This is a genomic window from Pseudomonas sp. 25 R 14 (assembly GCF_900004755.1).
Taxonomy (GTDB): Bacteria; Pseudomonadota; Gammaproteobacteria; order Pseudomonadales; family Pseudomonadaceae; genus Aquipseudomonas; species Aquipseudomonas brenneri.
Window position 1 is genome coordinate 120,717 of the sequence record NZ_CVTS01000024.1, and the last position, 16,059, is coordinate 136,775.

General features: G+C 62.6%; 14 protein-coding genes. 4 read left to right on the forward strand and 10 right to left on the reverse strand.

Annotated elements, in window-relative coordinates:
* Nucleotides 1-3: 3 nt before the first annotated feature.
* Nucleotides 4-1,425, reverse strand: coding sequence for an MltF family protein (locus BFQ03_RS04945; protein ID WP_065942596.1), 1,422 nt, complete (start codon nt 1,423-1,425; stop codon nt 4-6).
* Between the two features lie 235 nt (nt 1,426-1,660).
* On the opposite strand from BFQ03_RS04945, the gene BFQ03_RS04950 reads away from it, so the two are divergent.
* The 3 genes from BFQ03_RS04950 (at nt 1,661) to BFQ03_RS04960 (ending at nt 4,553) form a co-directional block, all read left to right on the forward strand.
* Nucleotides 1,661-2,467, forward strand: coding sequence for a TatD family hydrolase (locus tag BFQ03_RS04950; RefSeq protein ID WP_032863087.1), 807 nt, complete (start codon nt 1,661-1,663; stop codon nt 2,465-2,467).
* A gap of 96 nt (nt 2,468-2,563) precedes the next feature.
* A complete protein-coding gene (locus BFQ03_RS04955; RefSeq protein WP_065942597.1) occupies nt 2,564-4,045 on the forward strand; it encodes a methyl-accepting chemotaxis protein in 1,482 nt (493 codons plus the stop codon).
* A 145-nt stretch (nt 4,046-4,190) separates the two neighbouring features.
* Nucleotides 4,191-4,553, forward strand: a complete 363-nt coding sequence (locus BFQ03_RS04960; protein ID WP_032863091.1) for an Mpo1-like protein — start codon at nt 4,191-4,193, stop codon at nt 4,551-4,553.
* A 7-nt stretch (nt 4,554-4,560) separates the two neighbouring features.
* Here BFQ03_RS04960 and BFQ03_RS04965 read toward each other — a convergent pair whose 3' ends face one another.
* From BFQ03_RS04965 to BFQ03_RS04975, 3 genes are all read right to left on the reverse strand, one after another.
* The gene (locus tag BFQ03_RS04965; protein WP_065942598.1) at nt 4,561-5,358 is read right to left on the reverse strand and encodes an acyl-CoA thioesterase; all 798 of its coding nucleotides are present in this window, start codon (nt 5,356-5,358) and stop codon (nt 4,561-4,563) included.
* 102 nt (nt 5,359-5,460) lie between these two features.
* Nucleotides 5,461-6,222 (reverse strand): CHAD domain-containing protein, encoded by a 762-nt coding sequence (locus BFQ03_RS04970; RefSeq protein ID WP_065942599.1) that lies wholly within the window; start codon nt 6,220-6,222, stop codon nt 5,461-5,463.
* A gap of 95 nt (nt 6,223-6,317) precedes the next feature.
* Nucleotides 6,318-6,596 (reverse strand): hypothetical protein, encoded by a 279-nt coding sequence (locus tag BFQ03_RS04975; protein ID WP_065942600.1) that lies wholly within the window; start codon nt 6,594-6,596, stop codon nt 6,318-6,320.
* 216 nt (nt 6,597-6,812) lie between these two features.
* Between BFQ03_RS04975 and BFQ03_RS04980 the strand changes: the two genes are divergently transcribed.
* Complete coding sequence (locus BFQ03_RS04980; RefSeq protein WP_032863100.1) at nt 6,813-7,850, forward strand: patatin-like phospholipase family protein; 1,038 nt, start codon at nt 6,813-6,815, stop codon at nt 7,848-7,850.
* A gap of 123 nt (nt 7,851-7,973) precedes the next feature.
* Here the strand turns inward: BFQ03_RS04980 and BFQ03_RS04985 are convergent, their stop codons facing one another.
* The 6 genes from BFQ03_RS04985 to kdpF all read right to left on the reverse strand — a co-directional run bounded on the left by BFQ03_RS04985 (nt 7,974) and on the right by kdpF (nt 15,976).
* Nucleotides 7,974-8,669 carry a response regulator gene (locus BFQ03_RS04985; RefSeq protein WP_065942601.1) on the reverse strand — a complete coding sequence of 232 codons (696 nt, stop codon included), beginning with the start codon at nt 8,667-8,669 and terminating at the stop codon, nt 7,974-7,976.
* Between the two features lie 49 nt (nt 8,670-8,718).
* Complete coding sequence (locus BFQ03_RS04990) at nt 8,719-11,370, reverse strand: sensor histidine kinase (RefSeq protein ID WP_065942602.1); 2,652 nt, start codon at nt 11,368-11,370, stop codon at nt 8,719-8,721.
* A gap of 136 nt (nt 11,371-11,506) precedes the next feature.
* Nucleotides 11,507-12,052: a potassium-transporting ATPase subunit KdpC gene (kdpC, locus tag BFQ03_RS04995; protein WP_032863105.1), complete on the reverse strand. Its 546-nt coding sequence runs from the start codon at nt 12,050-12,052 to the stop codon at nt 11,507-11,509.
* Between the two features lie 62 nt (nt 12,053-12,114).
* The gene (gene kdpB / locus BFQ03_RS05000) at nt 12,115-14,178 is read right to left on the reverse strand and encodes a potassium-transporting ATPase subunit KdpB (protein ID WP_065942603.1); all 2,064 of its coding nucleotides are present in this window, start codon (nt 14,176-14,178) and stop codon (nt 12,115-12,117) included.
* 5 nt (nt 14,179-14,183) lie between these two features.
* Nucleotides 14,184-15,878 (reverse strand): potassium-transporting ATPase subunit KdpA, encoded by a 1,695-nt coding sequence (gene kdpA / locus BFQ03_RS05005; protein ID WP_065942604.1) that lies wholly within the window; start codon nt 15,876-15,878, stop codon nt 14,184-14,186.
* A gap of 8 nt (nt 15,879-15,886) precedes the next feature.
* Nucleotides 15,887-15,976 (reverse strand): K(+)-transporting ATPase subunit F, encoded by a 90-nt coding sequence (gene kdpF, locus BFQ03_RS05010; RefSeq protein ID WP_032863112.1) that lies wholly within the window; start codon nt 15,974-15,976, stop codon nt 15,887-15,889.
* Nucleotides 15,977-16,059 lie beyond the last annotated feature (83 nt).

The window sequence follows — 16,059 nt, forward strand, 5'->3', positions numbered from 1 at the left end:
CGATTATTTTCGCGAGACAATCTTCGCTGACACCGGCTCCAGGGAGTCCCGTTCCCGATCAAAGGCCAAGTAATACTTGTTCACGCTATTAACATAGCTGACACCGCCCATTCCGACCTGCTCCATGGCGATGCGCTCCACCTGAAAGAACCACTGATTGGGGTTCAAGCCCCGGCGCCTGGCCTCGGCACGCATGCCCTGTACTCGCTCCGGCCCCATGTTGTAGGCCGCCAGCACGAACGCCATGCGCTCGCGCTCGTTGAGTTTGGGGCTGGCGAAGAACTTGCGGCGAATCAGCGCCAGGTAGCGCGCGCCCGCCTGCACATTGCTGTCCAGGGTCTGGATATTGTTGACCCCGACCCGCTGGGCGGCTGACGGGGTGATCTGCATCAGGCCCGTCGGCCCGCTGCCACTTTTCGCCGCAGGATTGAGCGATGACTCCTTGTAGGCCAGGGCCGCCAGGTTCAACCAGTCCATGCCTTGTTCCCGGGCATGCTTTTGCAGCACCGGGCGCAGCTTTTCCAGACGCTGGCGATCAGCCCGCGCCAGGGGATAGCGCACCTTATAGAGACGGCGATAGATACGCTGGAAAGCCACATCCTGGTCCGACGGGGTCTTGTAGGTTTTCAGGAAGCGATCAATGCTCGCCCGTAGCATCGAGGCATCCTGGCGCACGAACCAGTACTCTTCGCCCGGCTCGCTGATCGCCACTTGCCGATCAAAACGCAGCTTGGGCAGGACCTTGGACCAACGCTCGGCAATCGGTCGCTCGACAATGGTCAGATGGAAGATCCCGGCCTGGACCATCTCCAGCACATCCTCCACCGCCAGGCTGGGGTCCACCCATTCCACCTTGACCGGCGGCAGTTTGCGCAGCGCCAGTTTCTGGTTGATCTGATTGACCGCCTCCCCCGCCGCACTGCCAGTGGTCAAGGCCAAAGTGCGCCCAGACAACTGTTCCAGCCGGGTAAACCGCCGCTCGCCCTTGAGCCCCACCAGCCACAGCGGCACATCGCTGGCAATCGGGTCACTGCTGCTGATCTTGTGCGCCCCCGTCGCATCCAGCAATTCACCGGGGGCAACCAGATCGCCTTCGCCGCGAGCCAGCGCCCCCAGCAATTGGTCCTTGGCCTTGGGAATGATCTTGAGGTTGATTTCCTGGCCGTCACGGACCCGGCCATTAAGGTAATGTTCGAAGGCGCGCAGGCGATGGTATTCAGCACCGATGGACTGCCCCTGGACTTCACCGGAACTGTTGCGACTCTGGTTGACCAGCACCCGTAACGTGCGGCTGCTGCGGATTTCGGCCAGGTCGCGGACCTTGCCCGTCTTGGTCACTTCCAGCGGCCCGTCCAGACGCGCAACCGCCGCCGTGGGCAGCAGCAGCGTCAGGCATACCATGAGCAATGCCGAGGGTCGGATCATCCGCTCTCCGGAAAGAACAAGGCCCCATGCACCGTGGAAAACGTCACATTGGGGGACAGAAACAGAGCGCCAGAGGCGCAGACTTTGGGCGTAAGGGTGTCACAGCAGCAGCTCATCGGCCAACCACGGTGTTACTTGCGAAGTTCAAAGACAGCGATAACTCGTTGTAGTTCTAGGTTTTTCTTATAAATCTACAGCTCTGATAGACTTTCCGGCCGCAGGCGGAGATAGCACCATGCAACTCATTGATATTGGCGTCAACCTGACCAACCCCAGTTTCGACGACAAACACCAGGCCGTGCTCGACCGCGCCTATGCCGCCGGCGTGGGCCAATTGGTTGTCACCGGCACCAGTGTGCAAGGCAGCGAACAGGCCCTGGAACTGTGCCAGCGTTGGGATGAAAGCGCCCAACGGCTGTTCTCCACCGCGGGCATTCACCCCCACAGCGCCAGCGATTGGAACGCCGACAGCGCCCGGCAACTGCGTGACCTGCTCAGCCAGGACCGGGTACGCGCCGTGGGTGAATGCGGGCTGGATTTCAACCGTGATTTCTCACCACGGCCCCAGCAGGAAAAAGTCCTCGAAGCCCACCTGGCATTAGCCGTCGAATTGCAATTGCCAGTGTTTCTCCATGAGCGCGACGCCAATCAGCGTTTGCTGGAGATCCTGCGCGACTACCGCGATCATCTGCCCGCCGCCGTGGTGCACTGCTTCACCGGCGAGCAGCGCGCCCTGTTCAGCTACCTCGACCTTGACCTGCATATTGGTATCACCGGCTGGATCTGTGACGAACGGCGTGGGACGCACCTGCACCCGCTTGTCAGGGAAATCCCCCGAGGCCGCCTGATGCTGGAAAGCGACGCACCCTACCTGCTGCCGCGCACCCTGCGTCCCAAACCCAAGAACGGGCGCAATGAACCCGCCTATTTACCGGAAGTCTTGCGTGAAGTGGCCCAGCACCGCGAAGAAAGCCTGGAAGACCTGGCACAACACAGCACCGCCTGCGCCCGCGCGTTTTTCGGCCTGCCTGCGTTGGATTGACGCGGCGCATTGACCCACATCAACACCCTTTTTTCGAATAGCGGCACAATAATGGCACCTTGCCAAAACTGTTTCCGCTATCAGAGAAAACCTTCCATGGGTGCCTGGCTTAGCAATATCTCGCTGAAGTACAAATTCTGGGCCGTGAATGCGGTCGCTTTCATCACCACGCTGCTGCTGGTGCTGTATGCCGTGCACCTTGAGCAACAGGCCCGCAGCCATGCCTCCCAAGCCTCGGCACAAGCCCAGGGCCGCTTGCTCGGCGCATGGCCGGCGGGGCAGGCGCTGCCCAAGGATGAACACTGGCTGGTGTTCCAGCGGGGCCTGGCGCCCGAACTGGCAGACCAGGACCTGTCCGCCCTCAGCGAGGCCAATGGCTGGGTCGAGTTCAACCCTATGCCGCTGTTCGGCGAAAACCCGTTGCTGGGCGCCGAAGTCATCTCCCGCGCCGACGGCCAGCAAGTCGCCGTCCTGGCCTATACACCCAGCTTGAGCCAAGTGTTTACCGAACGCTTCACCCACTACGCGGTAGCGGTGCTGATCCTGATGCTGGCGATGCTCTGCGCCTCACAGTTGCTGATCCGCTTTTTGCTCGCCCAACTCAACACCTTGAAAGACGTGATGCTGCACGTAGAAAAAACCGGTGACCTCTCGGCTCGGGTGCCCCTGGCGTGCAAGGACGAAGTCGGGCAGATGGCCAGCGCGTTCAACGCCATGCAGGCCGGCTACCAGCGGGTAGTCAGTACCGTGGCGCGCACCGCCAAACTGTTGGACGACGGTGCCGCGCGCCTGGCCAGCAGCATGAACGAGGTCCAGCACGGCATGCTCGGCCAGCAAAGCGAGACCGACCAGGCTGCCACCGCGATCAATGAAATGACCGCCACCGTGTATCACATAGCCCAACACGCCGGCGCCACACGCGACCTGTCGCAGACTGCCGACACCCTGGCCGGCAGCGGCCAGGAAGTGGTGACCCGGGTCCAGCGCTCGATTGCCGGGCTGTCCACCGGCGTGCAGCAAACCGCAGAGATGATCCAGAAGCTGGCCGAAGACAGTCAGAAGATCAACGGCGTGGTCGGCGTGATCCACAGCATCGCCGAACAAACCAACCTGCTGGCCCTCAACGCTGCCATCGAAGCCGCCCGCGCCGGTGAAATGGGCCGCGGCTTTGCCGTCGTCGCCGACGAAGTGCGCAACCTGGCCAAGCGCGTACAAAGCTCCACCGATGAGATCACTCGCATGGTCTCGGCCCTGCAGGCCGGCACCCGGGACGCGGTGGACTTTATGCAGGAAAGCTCCTTCAAGGCAGATGACTGTGTACAGCAAGCCCAGGAAGCCGGCGCCTCACTCGCCGAAATCACCAGCGCCGTGGCGCAGATGCGCGAGAGCAACACGCAGATTGCGGTGGCCGCCGAACAGCAGAGCCACGTGGCCGAAGAGATGAACCGCGCAGTGGTGAGCATTCGTGATGTCACGGAAAACACCGTGCAACAGACCGTGGATTCCGCGACCACCAGCAACGAGCTGGCGACCCTGGCCGGCGAGTTGAACAAGGCGATCGGTCAACTGAAGTTGTGAAGTTTGCCTGCCGATCAGCCAACGCTTGCCGTTGGCGGATCCCATCAAATCGCTATAACCCCCATAGCCAACACCAATTCGCCGACCCTGCCCGCCCAACCTAAACTCTGCTCATCGAGTATCAATGGACAGAGGATTTATCATCATGGGTAAACGTCACCCCAATCTCCCGGCCTGGCAATGGCGCGCCTACCCGCAGAATCATCAGCACCCAACCAATCTGGTACTGCACCTGATTGCCGTGCCGCTGTTCATCGTCGGGTTTCTGCTGATTGTGTCCGGGGTGTTCAGCCTGAGCCTGGCCAGCTTTGCCATCGGCGTGATCGGCGTGTTGGCCGGCCTGGCGCTGCAACGCCATGGCCATAGCCTGGAAGCCCAGGCCAGCGAACCGTTCAGTGATCGTAAAGATGCGGTACAGCGCCTGCTGGTCGAGCAGTTCGTGACTTTTCCGCGCTTTGTCCTCAGTGGCGGCTGGTGGCAAGCCTGGCGTCAGCGCCACCGCCACTGAAGGCCGCTCAGGCGAATACCACCACGGTCTGACGGCTGATGGCGATCAACTGGCCGTCAGGCCCCCATAGCTTGGCAGCGGCATGGCCGTAGCCATCACGGGCATGCTCGATCTCGACGTGGTACTGGCACCAGTCCAGGGTCGTCAACTGCGCCAGCGGCTGGATGAACTCGATGGTCCAGGTCAGGGTGCTGCCCGCTGCAGGCCGCTTCAGATGCGGTAACAGGGCCGGCGGCCAGGCATCCACCAACGCGAGGATATGCGCTTCGGTCAAGGGTTCTTCCTTCACATCCCCACGCAAACGTACCCAGCCGCCCATGTCCCGCGACTTGTTGCCGGTGAACGGCCAGCCGCCGACGCTCCAGCGCATCGCCAGGTGACGCATGAACTCGGGGGTCGCACCTTTGATATACGGCAGTTCCTGGCACTCGTCCCAATGCTTGAAGGTCGGCGCCGGCAACGCCTGCACATCGATCTCCGAAGGGCGCGATGCGCCGAAACTGGCCTGGACCAGGGTCATGACTTCACCGCCCTGCACCACCCGCCCCAGCAACTGGCTGACCGCCTTGCCTTCGCGCAGCACTTCCACTTGATAGCTGGCCGATACGTCTGGCGCTACCGGCCCGACAAAGGTCACGGCCAGCGAACGCAACGGGCGGTCTGCCGGCGCCTGGGCGCGCAAGGCTTCGTACTGCAAAGCGGCGACCAGCCCGCCAAACGTGGCGCGGCCCTGGGCCCACTCGGCCGGGATAGACACATCCAACGGGTTATTACGGGCGGCGTCGAGCAAATCACTAAAGCGCATGGCGACCTCACATCAAGAAAATCGATTGTGCGATCTTAACCAGCGTGCCAGTCAGGTACAGCGCTTATTCCGGCCAAAAAACCGGACAGATAAGCCGCCGGATCAGAAACACTCCGCCGCCAGCTTATCCAGCACCCGATCGGCCTTGCCTTCGGCCTGGGCCATGGTGCGATGCCAGACCGCAACACAAGGTTGCAGATCCGCCTGATGTTCGGCCTGCGCCAGCCATTGCCAGCAGTCATGCCAATCCCCCAGCGCGCCTTGGGCGGACTTGAGACGGGACATGGCCTTGGCCGGCAATTGCCCCAATTGCGGATAAGCCTCGGCCGCGTAACGGACGCGCTTGATCAATAAGCGCAGGCGATGACGGTCGTGACCGGGATCGTGCAGGGCCTCATCGAGGGTTTGCCACTGCTTGGCCAACCGTTTTTCGATGCGCGCCTGCAGCCCCTTGAGCAATTTTTGGTGATCGGACGCGCGGATAAAGCGGGGAAAGGCATCCAGGATCAGCAGCAGGTGTGCGAGTTGCGGGCTGTGCGCCACCTGTCGATAGGTTTGTGGCTGCTGGCGCAGGCGCCGCGCCGCAGCTTCGTGATAGCCGTGCTGCTGCAAGTACGCCGCCAGCACTTCACGGTCGCGCAGTGGCGTGGTCAATTGGCCGACCGCGCTGGCGGCCGCTTCCAGTTGCTCGACACCGGGCAGCCCGCGCAAGGGCCGCAACAAGCTGCGCAAGCGCCGCACGGTGGTGCGCAAGTCGTGCAACGCCTCGTCATCGGTCACCGCCGCCAGGCGCGCCTGGCAACTCAACAATCCGACTTCCAGGCCAATGACCTGGGCGACCAACTGATCCACCAACGCCGACATGCTGCTTCCCCTGTTAAACAACGTCCATACGCCTGCGCAAAACAGGCGCCTGGAACCACCTTAACCACTACCCCGGCGTGTTGCGCTGACTCGGATCAACGCCCGGCGCGCGACTCACGGATATAGAAACGGGCTTTTTCCGCTTTACTGGCGCACCCTTCGAACGCTTCGAATTGTTGCTGGGTCTTGGCACCGGTCAGCAACGACAGGGCCTTGGAATAGCTGACCGTCCCGGCAAAACCTTCAGCCTTGGCCAAGTCCAGCTCACGCCAGGCAGAATCCAACTGGCTGCCACAACTATCGCGATAGGCCGTTTTACCAGCACAACCGGCCAAGGCCAGTACGATCACAGGCAAACACATCCAGGCTTTCATCAATGACACCTCAAGAAAAGAAAACAGTCGTGGGATGTAGACGTTGCCTACATCGAAAAGTGCCTTATCACACAGCCTGAAATGCCCAGCGCCGATGGTCAAAGCATACCCGAGCAAATAGCTCGGCTTCTGAAAATAATCACTCTTGTCAGCTAGGATTGAAGCAGCCCCCTCGATGGGTGCATTGTGGACAGCTGTTTTGCGAAGGATCCGGTCATGAAAAAACGTGTTGCATTGGTCCTGGGCTCCGGCGGTGCGCGGGGTTATGCCCATATCGGGGTGATCGAAGAGATTGAAAGACGCGGCTATGAAATCGCCTGTATCGCCGGCTGCTCCATGGGTGCGGTGGTGGGCGGGGTCTATGCGGCAGGCAAGCTTGAAGACTATCGGAACTGGATCGAAAGCCTGGACTATCTGGACGTGTTGCGCCTGGTGGATGTGAGCTTTCGCCTGGGGGCGATACGCGGCGAAAAAGTCTTCGGGCAGATCCGCAAGATCGTCGGCGAGATCAATATCGAGGACCTGCGCATTCCCTACACGGCGGTGGCCACCGACCTGACCAACCAGCAGGAAATCTGGTTCCAGGAAGGCTGCCTGCACCAGGCCATGCGGGCCTCGGCGGCGATTCCCAGCCTGTTTACTCCGGTAATGCAAGGCAACCGCATGCTGGTGGACGGCGGCCTGCTTAACCCGTTACCCATCGTGCCGGTGGTGTCGAGCCATTGCGACTTGATCATTGCGGTCAACCTCAACGCCACCAACCAGAAGCATTACAAACTGCCGGTGATCCAGCGCCCACCGGCGTTTAAAAGCCGCTTCGACAGCCTGGTGCGTTCATTGGGCTCGCACTTGCCGTTTCGGCGCAAACAAGCCGAGAACTTGTTGCTGCTGGAGCAGGAAGCACTACAGGCGCAAGCCGCCGATATCAATCCATGGCTCGAAGGCGCCGAGCCTGAGGCCCAGCAACCGGCTGCCGCACCGGAAGCTGCCGGCACACCGAAATCCGCTACCGGCTCGTTCATCATCGACAACGTCGGGCCGGCGTCGCTGCTGGATTTGATCAACCAGAGTTTCGAGGTGATGCAGACATCGTTGGCGCAGTACAAGATCGCCGGTTATCCGCCGGATGTGCTGATCAACGTGCCAAAGCGGGTGTGCCGGTTCTTCGAGTTCTACAAGGCTCCGGAATTGATCGCGCTGGGGCGCGAGATTGCCAGTGATACGCTGGATCGGTATGAGAGTGAGCAGAGTTGAGATCTTCGCTGGGGCTTGGGGCCCTATCGCGGGCAAGCCCGCTCCCACACTTGAATGTATTCACAGATCTAAATGTGGGAGCGGGCTTGCCCGCGATGAGGCCGGCCCAGCAACCACATTCCCTCAGCCCTCAGCCCCCAACAACCGATACCCCACCCCTGCCTCGGTCACGATAAACCGCGGCTGGGTCGGGTCATCCGCCAGTTTCTGACGCAAGTGCCCCACCACAATCCGTAGGTAGTGGCTGTCTTCGGTGTGAGTCGGCCCCCAGATATCCTTGAGCAACTGTTGCTGGGTGATCACCCGGCCGGGATGGCGTGCCAGTTGCGCCAGCACGGCATATTCCTTGCGGGTCAGGGCCACGTCGGCCCCGTCCAGCAACACCCGGCGATAGGCCAGGTCCACCGTCAACGGGCCAAATTGCAGGGCCGCCTGTTGGGCTTCTCCAGCAGGTGCCTGGCGTAACAACGCACGGACCCGGGCCAGGAACTCCTGGATGCCAAACGGTTTGGTCACATAGTCGTTGGCGCCTCCGTCCAGTGCCTGGACCTTCTGCCCTTCGCTGGCACGTACCGACAACACCAGCACCGGGGCCGTCGACCATTCGCGCAAGTCGCGCAGCACCTGTTGGCCGTCCATGTCCGGCAGGCCCAGGTCCAGCACCAGCAGGTCCGGTTTGTTCAATGCCGCCTGGGCCAGTCCTTCGGCACCGGTTCCGGCCTCCAGCACTTTGTAGCCTTGGGAGGCCAGGCTGATGCGCAAGAACTTGCGGATCTGCGGCTCGTCATCAATGACCAAAATCGTCGCAGTCTGGCTCATGGTGTTCCGTCACAATCGCTAAAAAAAGATAAGAGTAGCGCACCGGGTATCACGCTTCACTGTCCAGGCTTGGCTGCGCCTGCAACGGCAGGAACAAAGTGATGCACGTGCCCCGCCCCTCGATGCCCTCGGTCACGCTGATATGCCCGCCGTGGGCACCGACCATGCCCTGGCAGATTGCCAGACCGAGCCCGGTGCCCTGGCCGCCCCGGTCGCCGCGTGCAGCGGTGTAGAACATGTCGAAAATCTTCGCTCGCTCCTCCTCGGGAATCCCCGGGCCTTCGTCACTGACCGAGAAAAACAACGCCTGGTCCGCCACGCCGGCACGCAGTTGCAAGCGGCCATGGGGCGGTGAAAAGCGCGCGGCGTTTTCCAGGACATTGACCAGCGCCTGCTCGATCAAGGCGGCGTGTACATACAGCAATGGCAACTCGGCCGGCACATCGGTGCTCACCTGCAACGGCGCCAGCACCGCGCGCAAACGGCCGAGGGAACTGCCGACGATATCACCGGGCGACACCCAGTCCCGCGCCAGCTTCAAGGCGCCGTGGCCGAGACGGGTCATGTCCAGCAGGTTCTGGATATAGCGGTCCAGGCGCTCGGCTTCATCGCGAGTGCCTTCCAGCAGTTCGCGACGATCTTCCAGGGGAATGGCTTCGCCCAGGGCCAGCAGGCTGTCGATGCTGCCGCGCATGGAGGTCAGCGGCGTGCGTAAATCATGGGACACCGAAGCCAGCAAGGCACTGCGCAGTTGTTCGGTCTCGCCATGCAAACGGGCCGCCTCCAGATTCTGCGCCAACTGAGCACGGGCCAGCGCCTGGGCCAATGGCTGGCTCAAGGCCGTGAGCAGGCGCCGGCGTTGGCCACTGAGTTCCAGGCCGGCCTTGGGGCTGACACCGAGCAGGCCCAGCGGACCATTTTCGGCGGACAACGGCCACCACCACCAACGCCCAAATGGCAAGGTCCCGGTGCCCATGCCTGCCGGCTGGTCGTGCTGCCAGGCCCAGTCGGCGGCGGCGCGCTCGGCCTCGGTGAAGGTGATCGGGCCACCGGTCTCGACCTTCCACTCACTGGGCCCGTCGCGATTGACCAGGCACAGCTGCAAATCGCTCCACCCCTGCAGATGATGGGCCGCTGCGCTGATCACCGCCTGGCGGTCGGTGGCGGCGGTGAGTTTGCGCGACAGGTCGAGCAGCTCGCTGGTTTCTTCCTGGGTGTCGCGCAGGGCCTGCAATTGCCGACGCTGGCGCGCAGCCAGGTTGCCGGTGAGCGCCGCCATCAGCAGGAAAAACAACAGCGTCAGCACATCTTCTTCACGCTGGATGGCGAAGGAGAAATTCGGCGGGATAAACAAAAAGTCATAGGTCAGGAACGACAGCGCCGCACAAGCCAATGCCGGGCCCAGGCTGCTGCGAACCGCCACCAGCAGCACCGCTGCGAGGAACACCAGAGAGATATTGGGCAGCGGCAAGATACTCGACACGCCCCACGCCAACGCACTGGCCAGCACGGTCGCCAGCAGCGCCAAGGCGTAGTCGAACCAGACCAGGCCACGTACATCGGGCAAGCGCGGTGCGGCGGGTGCTCCATCGCTGTCGAGGACGTTGATTTCCAGGCCCCGGGCATTGCGCAACAAGCGCGCGGCCAAGCCGCCACCGAAGATCCTGCGCCACCAGCGCGGGCGCGACTGCCCGACCAGCACCAGGCTGGCACGACGTTCGGCGGCGTGCTGGATCAACGTCTTGGCCACCTCGCCGGCACGCAACAACACCACTTCGCCACCCAGGCGCTCGGCCAATTGCTGGGCGTTTTGCAGGCGCAACCGAGACTGTTCGTCACGCACCCGGCCGTTGTCCACATGTACCAGGCTCCAGGGCAAATGCCGGCGCTGGGCCACACGGCTGGCGTGGCGTACCAGGCGCTCGGCCTCGGCATCGCCGTCCACCCCCACCAGCAGGCGCCCGCGCACGGTAGGAGCGGCCTGGCCCAGTTGCCGATAGCCCTGGGCCAAATCGTCATCGACGTGGGCGGCAGCCGTCTGCATCGCCAACTCGCGCAGGGCCATAAGGTTGGTCTGGGTAAAGAACGCATCAATGGCGGCGCGCGCCTGCTCCGGCACGTAGACCTTGCCGTCGCGCAGGCGCTCCAGCAGCTCGCGCGATGGCAGGTCGATCAGCAGCAACTCATCGGCTTCCTGCAACACCCAATCCGGCAGGGTTTCGCGCACCTGCACGCCGGTGATGCCGCGCACCTGATCGTTAAGGCTTTCCAGGTGCTGGACGTTGACCGTGGTGAACACGTTGATGCCGGCGGAAAGCAGTTCCTGGATGTCCTGCCAGCGCTTTTCGTGGCGGCTGCCCGGGGCGTTGCTGTGGGCCAATTCGTCCACCAGCACCAACTTGGGCTTGGTGGCGAGCAAGCCGTCGAGGTCCATCTCTTCGAGCATCACCCCGCGGTATTCCGAACGCAGCAGTGGCTGCTGGGGCAAGCCACCCAGCAAGGCCTCGGTCTCGGCGCGGCCGTGGGTCTCGACCACCCCGGCCACCACTTTGACGCCCTGGCGCAGTTGGGTGTGGGCGGCCTGGAGCATCGCGTAGGTCTTGCCCACTCCAGGGGCGGCGCCGAGGAATACTTTGAGCCGGCCACGGCCGTGCTTGGGTAGGTCGGCTAGAAGGGCATCGGCGCGGCCGGAGTCACTCATGTGCAAAGGTCTCTCAAGGTCAATAGAGCCACTGTAGGAGCGAGCTTGCTCGCGAATAACTCAAGTGCACCGCATTCATCCTGGATAAACGCGGCGCCCTCAGGTTTTTCGCGAGCAAGCTCGCTCCTACAGGGAGTTACAGCTTTTCCAGCGCCATGTTCAGCGCCAGTACATTCACCACCGGCGGCCCCACCAGCGGTTGCTCGATATGCTCGTCCATCAAGCGCTCCAGGGTCGACACCGGCAACTGCCGCGCCGCCGCTACCCGCGCCAGTTGATAGGCAATTGCCTGCGGTGGCAAGTGTGGATCAAGACCGCTGCCGGAGGTAGTCAACAGTGCCAGTGGCACTGGTCCCTGGCCTGGGACCTGGATTTTGCCAGCGTCTTCGAACACCCGCGTCGCCAGCGCCGGGTTGCTTGGGCCCAGGTTGCTGGCACTGCTCGATACAGTGGCAAACGCACCTGCCGAAGGCCGCGAGTGGAACCAGCGGTCACCGGAAAATTGCTGGGCAATCAGGCTGGAACCGCGCACCTTGCCTTCGGCATCACGCACCAGGCTGCCATTGGCCTGGTCGGGAAAAGCGACCTGGGCGACGCCGGTCACCACCAGCGGATAGGCGACGCCAGTGATCAGGGTCATCAGTACCAACAGGCTTATGGCCGGACGGATCGTACTGGACATTTCATCTTCCTCAATTGATTCGTGACCTGTAGGAGCCGGCTGCCGGCTCCTACAGGGTTGGGTCAGACCAGGTGCAGCGCAGTCAGCAGCATGTCGATCGCCTTGATCCCGGCGAACGGCACCAAAAGCCCACCCACGCCATAGATCAGCAGGTTGCGCCGCAGCAACGCCGCCGCACTCGCTGCCTGCACCCGCACACCGCGCAGGGCCAGGGGGATCAGCACCACGATGATCAGCGCGTTGAACACAATCGCCGACAGAATCGCGCTCTGCGGGCTGCTCAGGTGCATCACGTTGAGCACGCCCAGTTGCGGGTAGATCGAGGCGAACAGCGCCGGCAGGATCGCGAAGTACTTGGCCACGTCGTTGGCAATCGAAAAGGTGGTCAGCGCGCCTCGGGTCACCAGCAATTCCTTGCCGATCTGCACCACGTCCAGCAGCTTGGTTGGGTCGCTGTCGAGGTCGACCATGTTCGCCGCCTCGCGTGCCGCCTGGGTGCCGTCATTCATCGCCATGCCGACATCCGCCTGGGCCAGGGCCGGAGCGTCGTTGGCACCGTCGCCACACATGGCCACCAGGCGCCCGTCGTTCTGCTCATGGCGGATGCGCGCCAGTTTCTTCTCCGGCGTGGCTTCCGCCAGCACATCATCCACACCCGCTTCGGCGGCAATCGCGGCGGCGGTCAATGGGTTGTCGCCAGTCACCATCACCGTGCGGATCCCCAGCTTGCGCAACTCGGCAAAGCGCTCGCGAATACCGGGCTTGACCACGTCCTTGAGGTGAATCGCGCCGAGCAATTTGCCGTCGGCGCACACCAGCAACGGGGTGCCGCCACTCTGGGCGATCTTGTCGATTTCCCGCGACAGCGCTGGCAACAGGTCCTGGCGTTTCTGGCCGATAAAGGCCAGCAGCGAATCGACAGCGCCTTTACGGTAGACGCGGCCTTGATAGTCCACACCGGACAAGCGCGTTTCGGCGCTGAACGGCACACCGGTCAGCTCTTGCACAGAGGGCTCGGTGTACGGATGCAGGGCACGCAGGTATTCGACGATGGACTTGCCTTCGGCCGTATCGTCCGCCAGCGAGGCCAGCAGCGCACCTTCGGCCAACTCCTTGCCGTTGACGCCAGGCGCAGCATAGATGCCAGCGCAGCGCCGGTTACCGAAGGTGATGGTGCCGGTCTTGTCCAGCAACAGCACATGCACGTCCCCCGCCGCTTCCACGGCGCGACCGGACTTGGCGATCACGTTGAGGCGCACCAGGCGATCCATGCCGGCGATGCCGATGGCCGACAACAGGCCACCAATGGTGGTCGGAATCAGCGTGACCAGCAGTGCCACCAGAAACACCAGCGGCAGGCTGCCATTGGCGAAATGGGCGAACGGCTGCAAGGTCACGACCACCAGCAGGAAGATCAGGGTCAGGCCGATCAGCAGGATATCCAACGCCACTTCGTTGGGGGTTTTCTGGCGCTTGGCGCCTTCGACCAGGGCGATCATGCGGTCCAGTGTCGACTCGCCAGGGTTGGCGGTGATGCGAATCAGCAGCCAGTCCGAGACCAGCCGGGTATTGCCGGTGACGGCCGAGCGGTCACCGCCGGATTCGCGGATGACCGGTGCGGACTCACCGGTGATCGCGGCTTCGTTGACCGCCGCGATGCCTTCGATGACTTCACCGTCGCCTGGGATCATTTCCCCGGCCGCAACTCGCACCACATCACCTTTGCGCAGGCTGGTGGCGGGCACCACCTTGAAGCTGCCATCGGCCTCTTTACGCCGAGCGCTGAGGCCCTCACTGCCGGCCTTGAGGCTGTCGGCGCGGGCCTTGCCGCGACCTTCGGCCAAGGCTTCGGCGAAGTTGGCGAACAGCACGGTGAACCACAGCCACAGGGCAATCTGCACCGCGACAAAGGTCGGCACGCTGCTGTCCGGCACCAGGCACAGCGCGGTGGTGAGGATTGCGGTCAACTCGACCACCAGCATCACCGGCGAACGCTTCAACTGGCGCGGGTCCAGCTTGACGAACGCCTGGACCAGCGCCGGGCGCCACAGGGCGGAGATCGCGGTTTTCGCCGGCTCCTGGGTCTTGACCGGAGCGGCATTGTTTACAGGCATATTCATGTTCATACCCCTTAGAAGCCCATGCTCAGGTGTTCAGCGATAGGGCCCAGTGCCAGCGTCGGCAGGAACGTCAGGCCGCCCACCAGCAAAATGGTCACGGTCAACAACGTCACGAACAACGGGCCATGGGTCGGGAAACTGTTCTGGCCAATCGGTGCGCTTTTCTTCATCGCCAGGCTGCCGGCCAGGGCCAGTACCGGGAGGATGTAGCCAAAGCGCCCGATCAACATGCCCAACCCGAGCATCAGGTTGTGAAACGGTGTGTTGGCGCCCAGACCACCAAAGGCCGAGCCGTTGTTGGCACTGGCCGAGGTGTAGGCGTACAGCAACTGGCTGAAACCATGGGGGCCAGGGTTGCTGATGGTCGCGGCGGTAGCCGGCACGCTGGCGGCAATTGCGCCAAGCACCAGCACGCCTACGGGCATCACCAGCAGGGTCACCACCAGCAGTTGCACTTCCCGGGCCTGGAGTTTCTTGCCGAGGTATTCCGGGGTGCGGCCAATCATCAAGCCGGCGAGGAATACCGCGATCAACACGTTGAGCAACATGCCGTACATGCCGGCGCCGACGCCGCCGAAGATCACCTCGCCAACCATCATATTGACCAGCGCCACCATCCCGCTCAGGGGGTTGAGGCTGTCCTGCATGCCGTTGACCGAACCGTTGGACGCCGCCGTGGTGGTCACCGACCACAGCACCGTGCCGGTGGTACCGAAGCGTGCTTCCTTGCCTTCCAGCGGTGCAGTCTGCTCGACGGCCGGGTTGTTCAGGGTCGGGTTGGGCTGGTACTCGGACCACAACGACACCGCACCGCCAATCAGGAACAGCGCGAGCATGCAACCGAGGATCGCGCGGCTCTGGCGCAGGTCCTTGACGTAGTGGCCAAAGGTGAACACCAGCGCCACCGGGATCATGATGATCGCCGCCACTTCAAACAGGTTGGCCCAGGCCGTCGGATCTTCGAACGGGTGCGCCGAGTTGACACCAAAGAAGCCACCGCCGTTGGTCCCCAGTTGCTTGATCGCAATCTGGCTGGCAGCCGGGCCGAGCGGGATCACCTGGTCGATGCCTTGCAGGGTCAATGCATCAACGTAATGAGCGAAGGTTTGCGGCACGCCCTGCCAGACCAGAAACAGCGCCAGTACCAGGCACAACGGCAGCAGGCCGTAGAGGGTGGCACTGGTCATGTCTACCCAGAAATTGCCCAAGGTGCTGGCGGACTTGCGACCAATCCCACGGCAAAGGGCGACGAGGACGGCAAGGCCGGTGGCCGCACTGACAAAGTTCTGCACGGTCAGGCCGACCATCTGGCTCAGGTAGCTGAGAGTCGCCTCACCGCTGTAGGACTGCCAGTTGGTGTTGGTCATGAAACTGACCGCGGTGTTGAACGCCTGCGTCCACTCCTGCCCGGGCAATTGCTGCGGGTTGAGGGGCAAGTAGTCCTGGAAGAGCAGGATCGCAAAGAGGAGTAAAAATCCGGCGAGGTTGAAGGCCAGCAGGGCCAACGTGTACTTCTGCCAACTTTGCTCTTGTTGCGCATCGACCCCAGCCACGCGATAACAAACGCGCTCGACCGGCCCGAACACCGGCGTAAGCCAGGTGCGCTGCCCTTCCATCACCTTGTAGTAGAACCGCCCCAGAAATGGCGCCGGAACCAGCACCACGGCGAAGAAGGCGATGATCAGCCAATAGTCATAACTGTGCATAGCCGCTCCTAACCCCGGTCCGCGCGCAACAGCGCAACCAGCAGATAAATGAACAGCGCCACGGCCAATAGCAGTGACACCCCGTCCAGAACACTCATGGAAGTTTCTCCGTCATACGGCGACTGCCGCGTATGGGGGCATTGTCCGCAGGAGTGGCGTAAAGGAACGAGGGCGAGGGGGT

Bases quoted from the DNA above. Each gene is read 5' to 3' on its own strand.
- BFQ03_RS04975 (WP_065942600.1), bottom strand. From the start codon at position 6,596: ATGAAAGCCTGGATGTGTTTGCCTGTGATCGTACTGGCCTTGGCCGGT.
- BFQ03_RS04980 (WP_032863100.1), top strand. From the start codon at position 6,813: ATGAAAAAACGTGTTGCATTGGTCCTGGGCTCCGGCGGTGCGCGGGGT.
- BFQ03_RS04950 (WP_032863087.1), top strand. From the start codon at position 1,661: ATGCAACTCATTGATATTGGCGTCAACCTGACCAACCCCAGTTTCGAC.
- BFQ03_RS04990 (WP_065942602.1), bottom strand. From the start codon at position 11,370: ATGAGTGACTCCGGCCGCGCCGATGCCCTTCTAGCCGACCTACCCAAG.
- kdpF (WP_032863112.1), bottom strand. From the start codon at position 15,976: ATGAGTGTTCTGGACGGGGTGTCACTGCTATTGGCCGTGGCGCTGTTC.
- BFQ03_RS04945 (WP_065942596.1), bottom strand. From the start codon at position 1,425: ATGATCCGACCCTCGGCATTGCTCATGGTATGCCTGACGCTGCTGCTG.
- BFQ03_RS04960 (WP_032863091.1), top strand. From the start codon at position 4,191: ATGGGTAAACGTCACCCCAATCTCCCGGCCTGGCAATGGCGCGCCTAC.
- kdpB (WP_065942603.1), bottom strand. From the start codon at position 14,178: ATGAACATGAATATGCCTGTAAACAATGCCGCTCCGGTCAAGACCCAG.
- kdpA (WP_065942604.1), bottom strand. From the start codon at position 15,878: ATGCACAGTTATGACTATTGGCTGATCATCGCCTTCTTCGCCGTGGTG.
- BFQ03_RS04970 (WP_065942599.1), bottom strand. From the start codon at position 6,222: ATGTCGGCGTTGGTGGATCAGTTGGTCGCCCAGGTCATTGGCCTGGAA.
- BFQ03_RS04955 (WP_065942597.1), top strand. From the start codon at position 2,564: ATGGGTGCCTGGCTTAGCAATATCTCGCTGAAGTACAAATTCTGGGCC.
- BFQ03_RS04965 (WP_065942598.1), bottom strand. From the start codon at position 5,358: ATGCGCTTTAGTGATTTGCTCGACGCCGCCCGTAATAACCCGTTGGAT.
- BFQ03_RS04985 (WP_065942601.1), bottom strand. From the start codon at position 8,669: ATGAGCCAGACTGCGACGATTTTGGTCATTGATGACGAGCCGCAGATC.
- kdpC (WP_032863105.1), bottom strand. From the start codon at position 12,052: ATGTCCAGTACGATCCGTCCGGCCATAAGCCTGTTGGTACTGATGACC.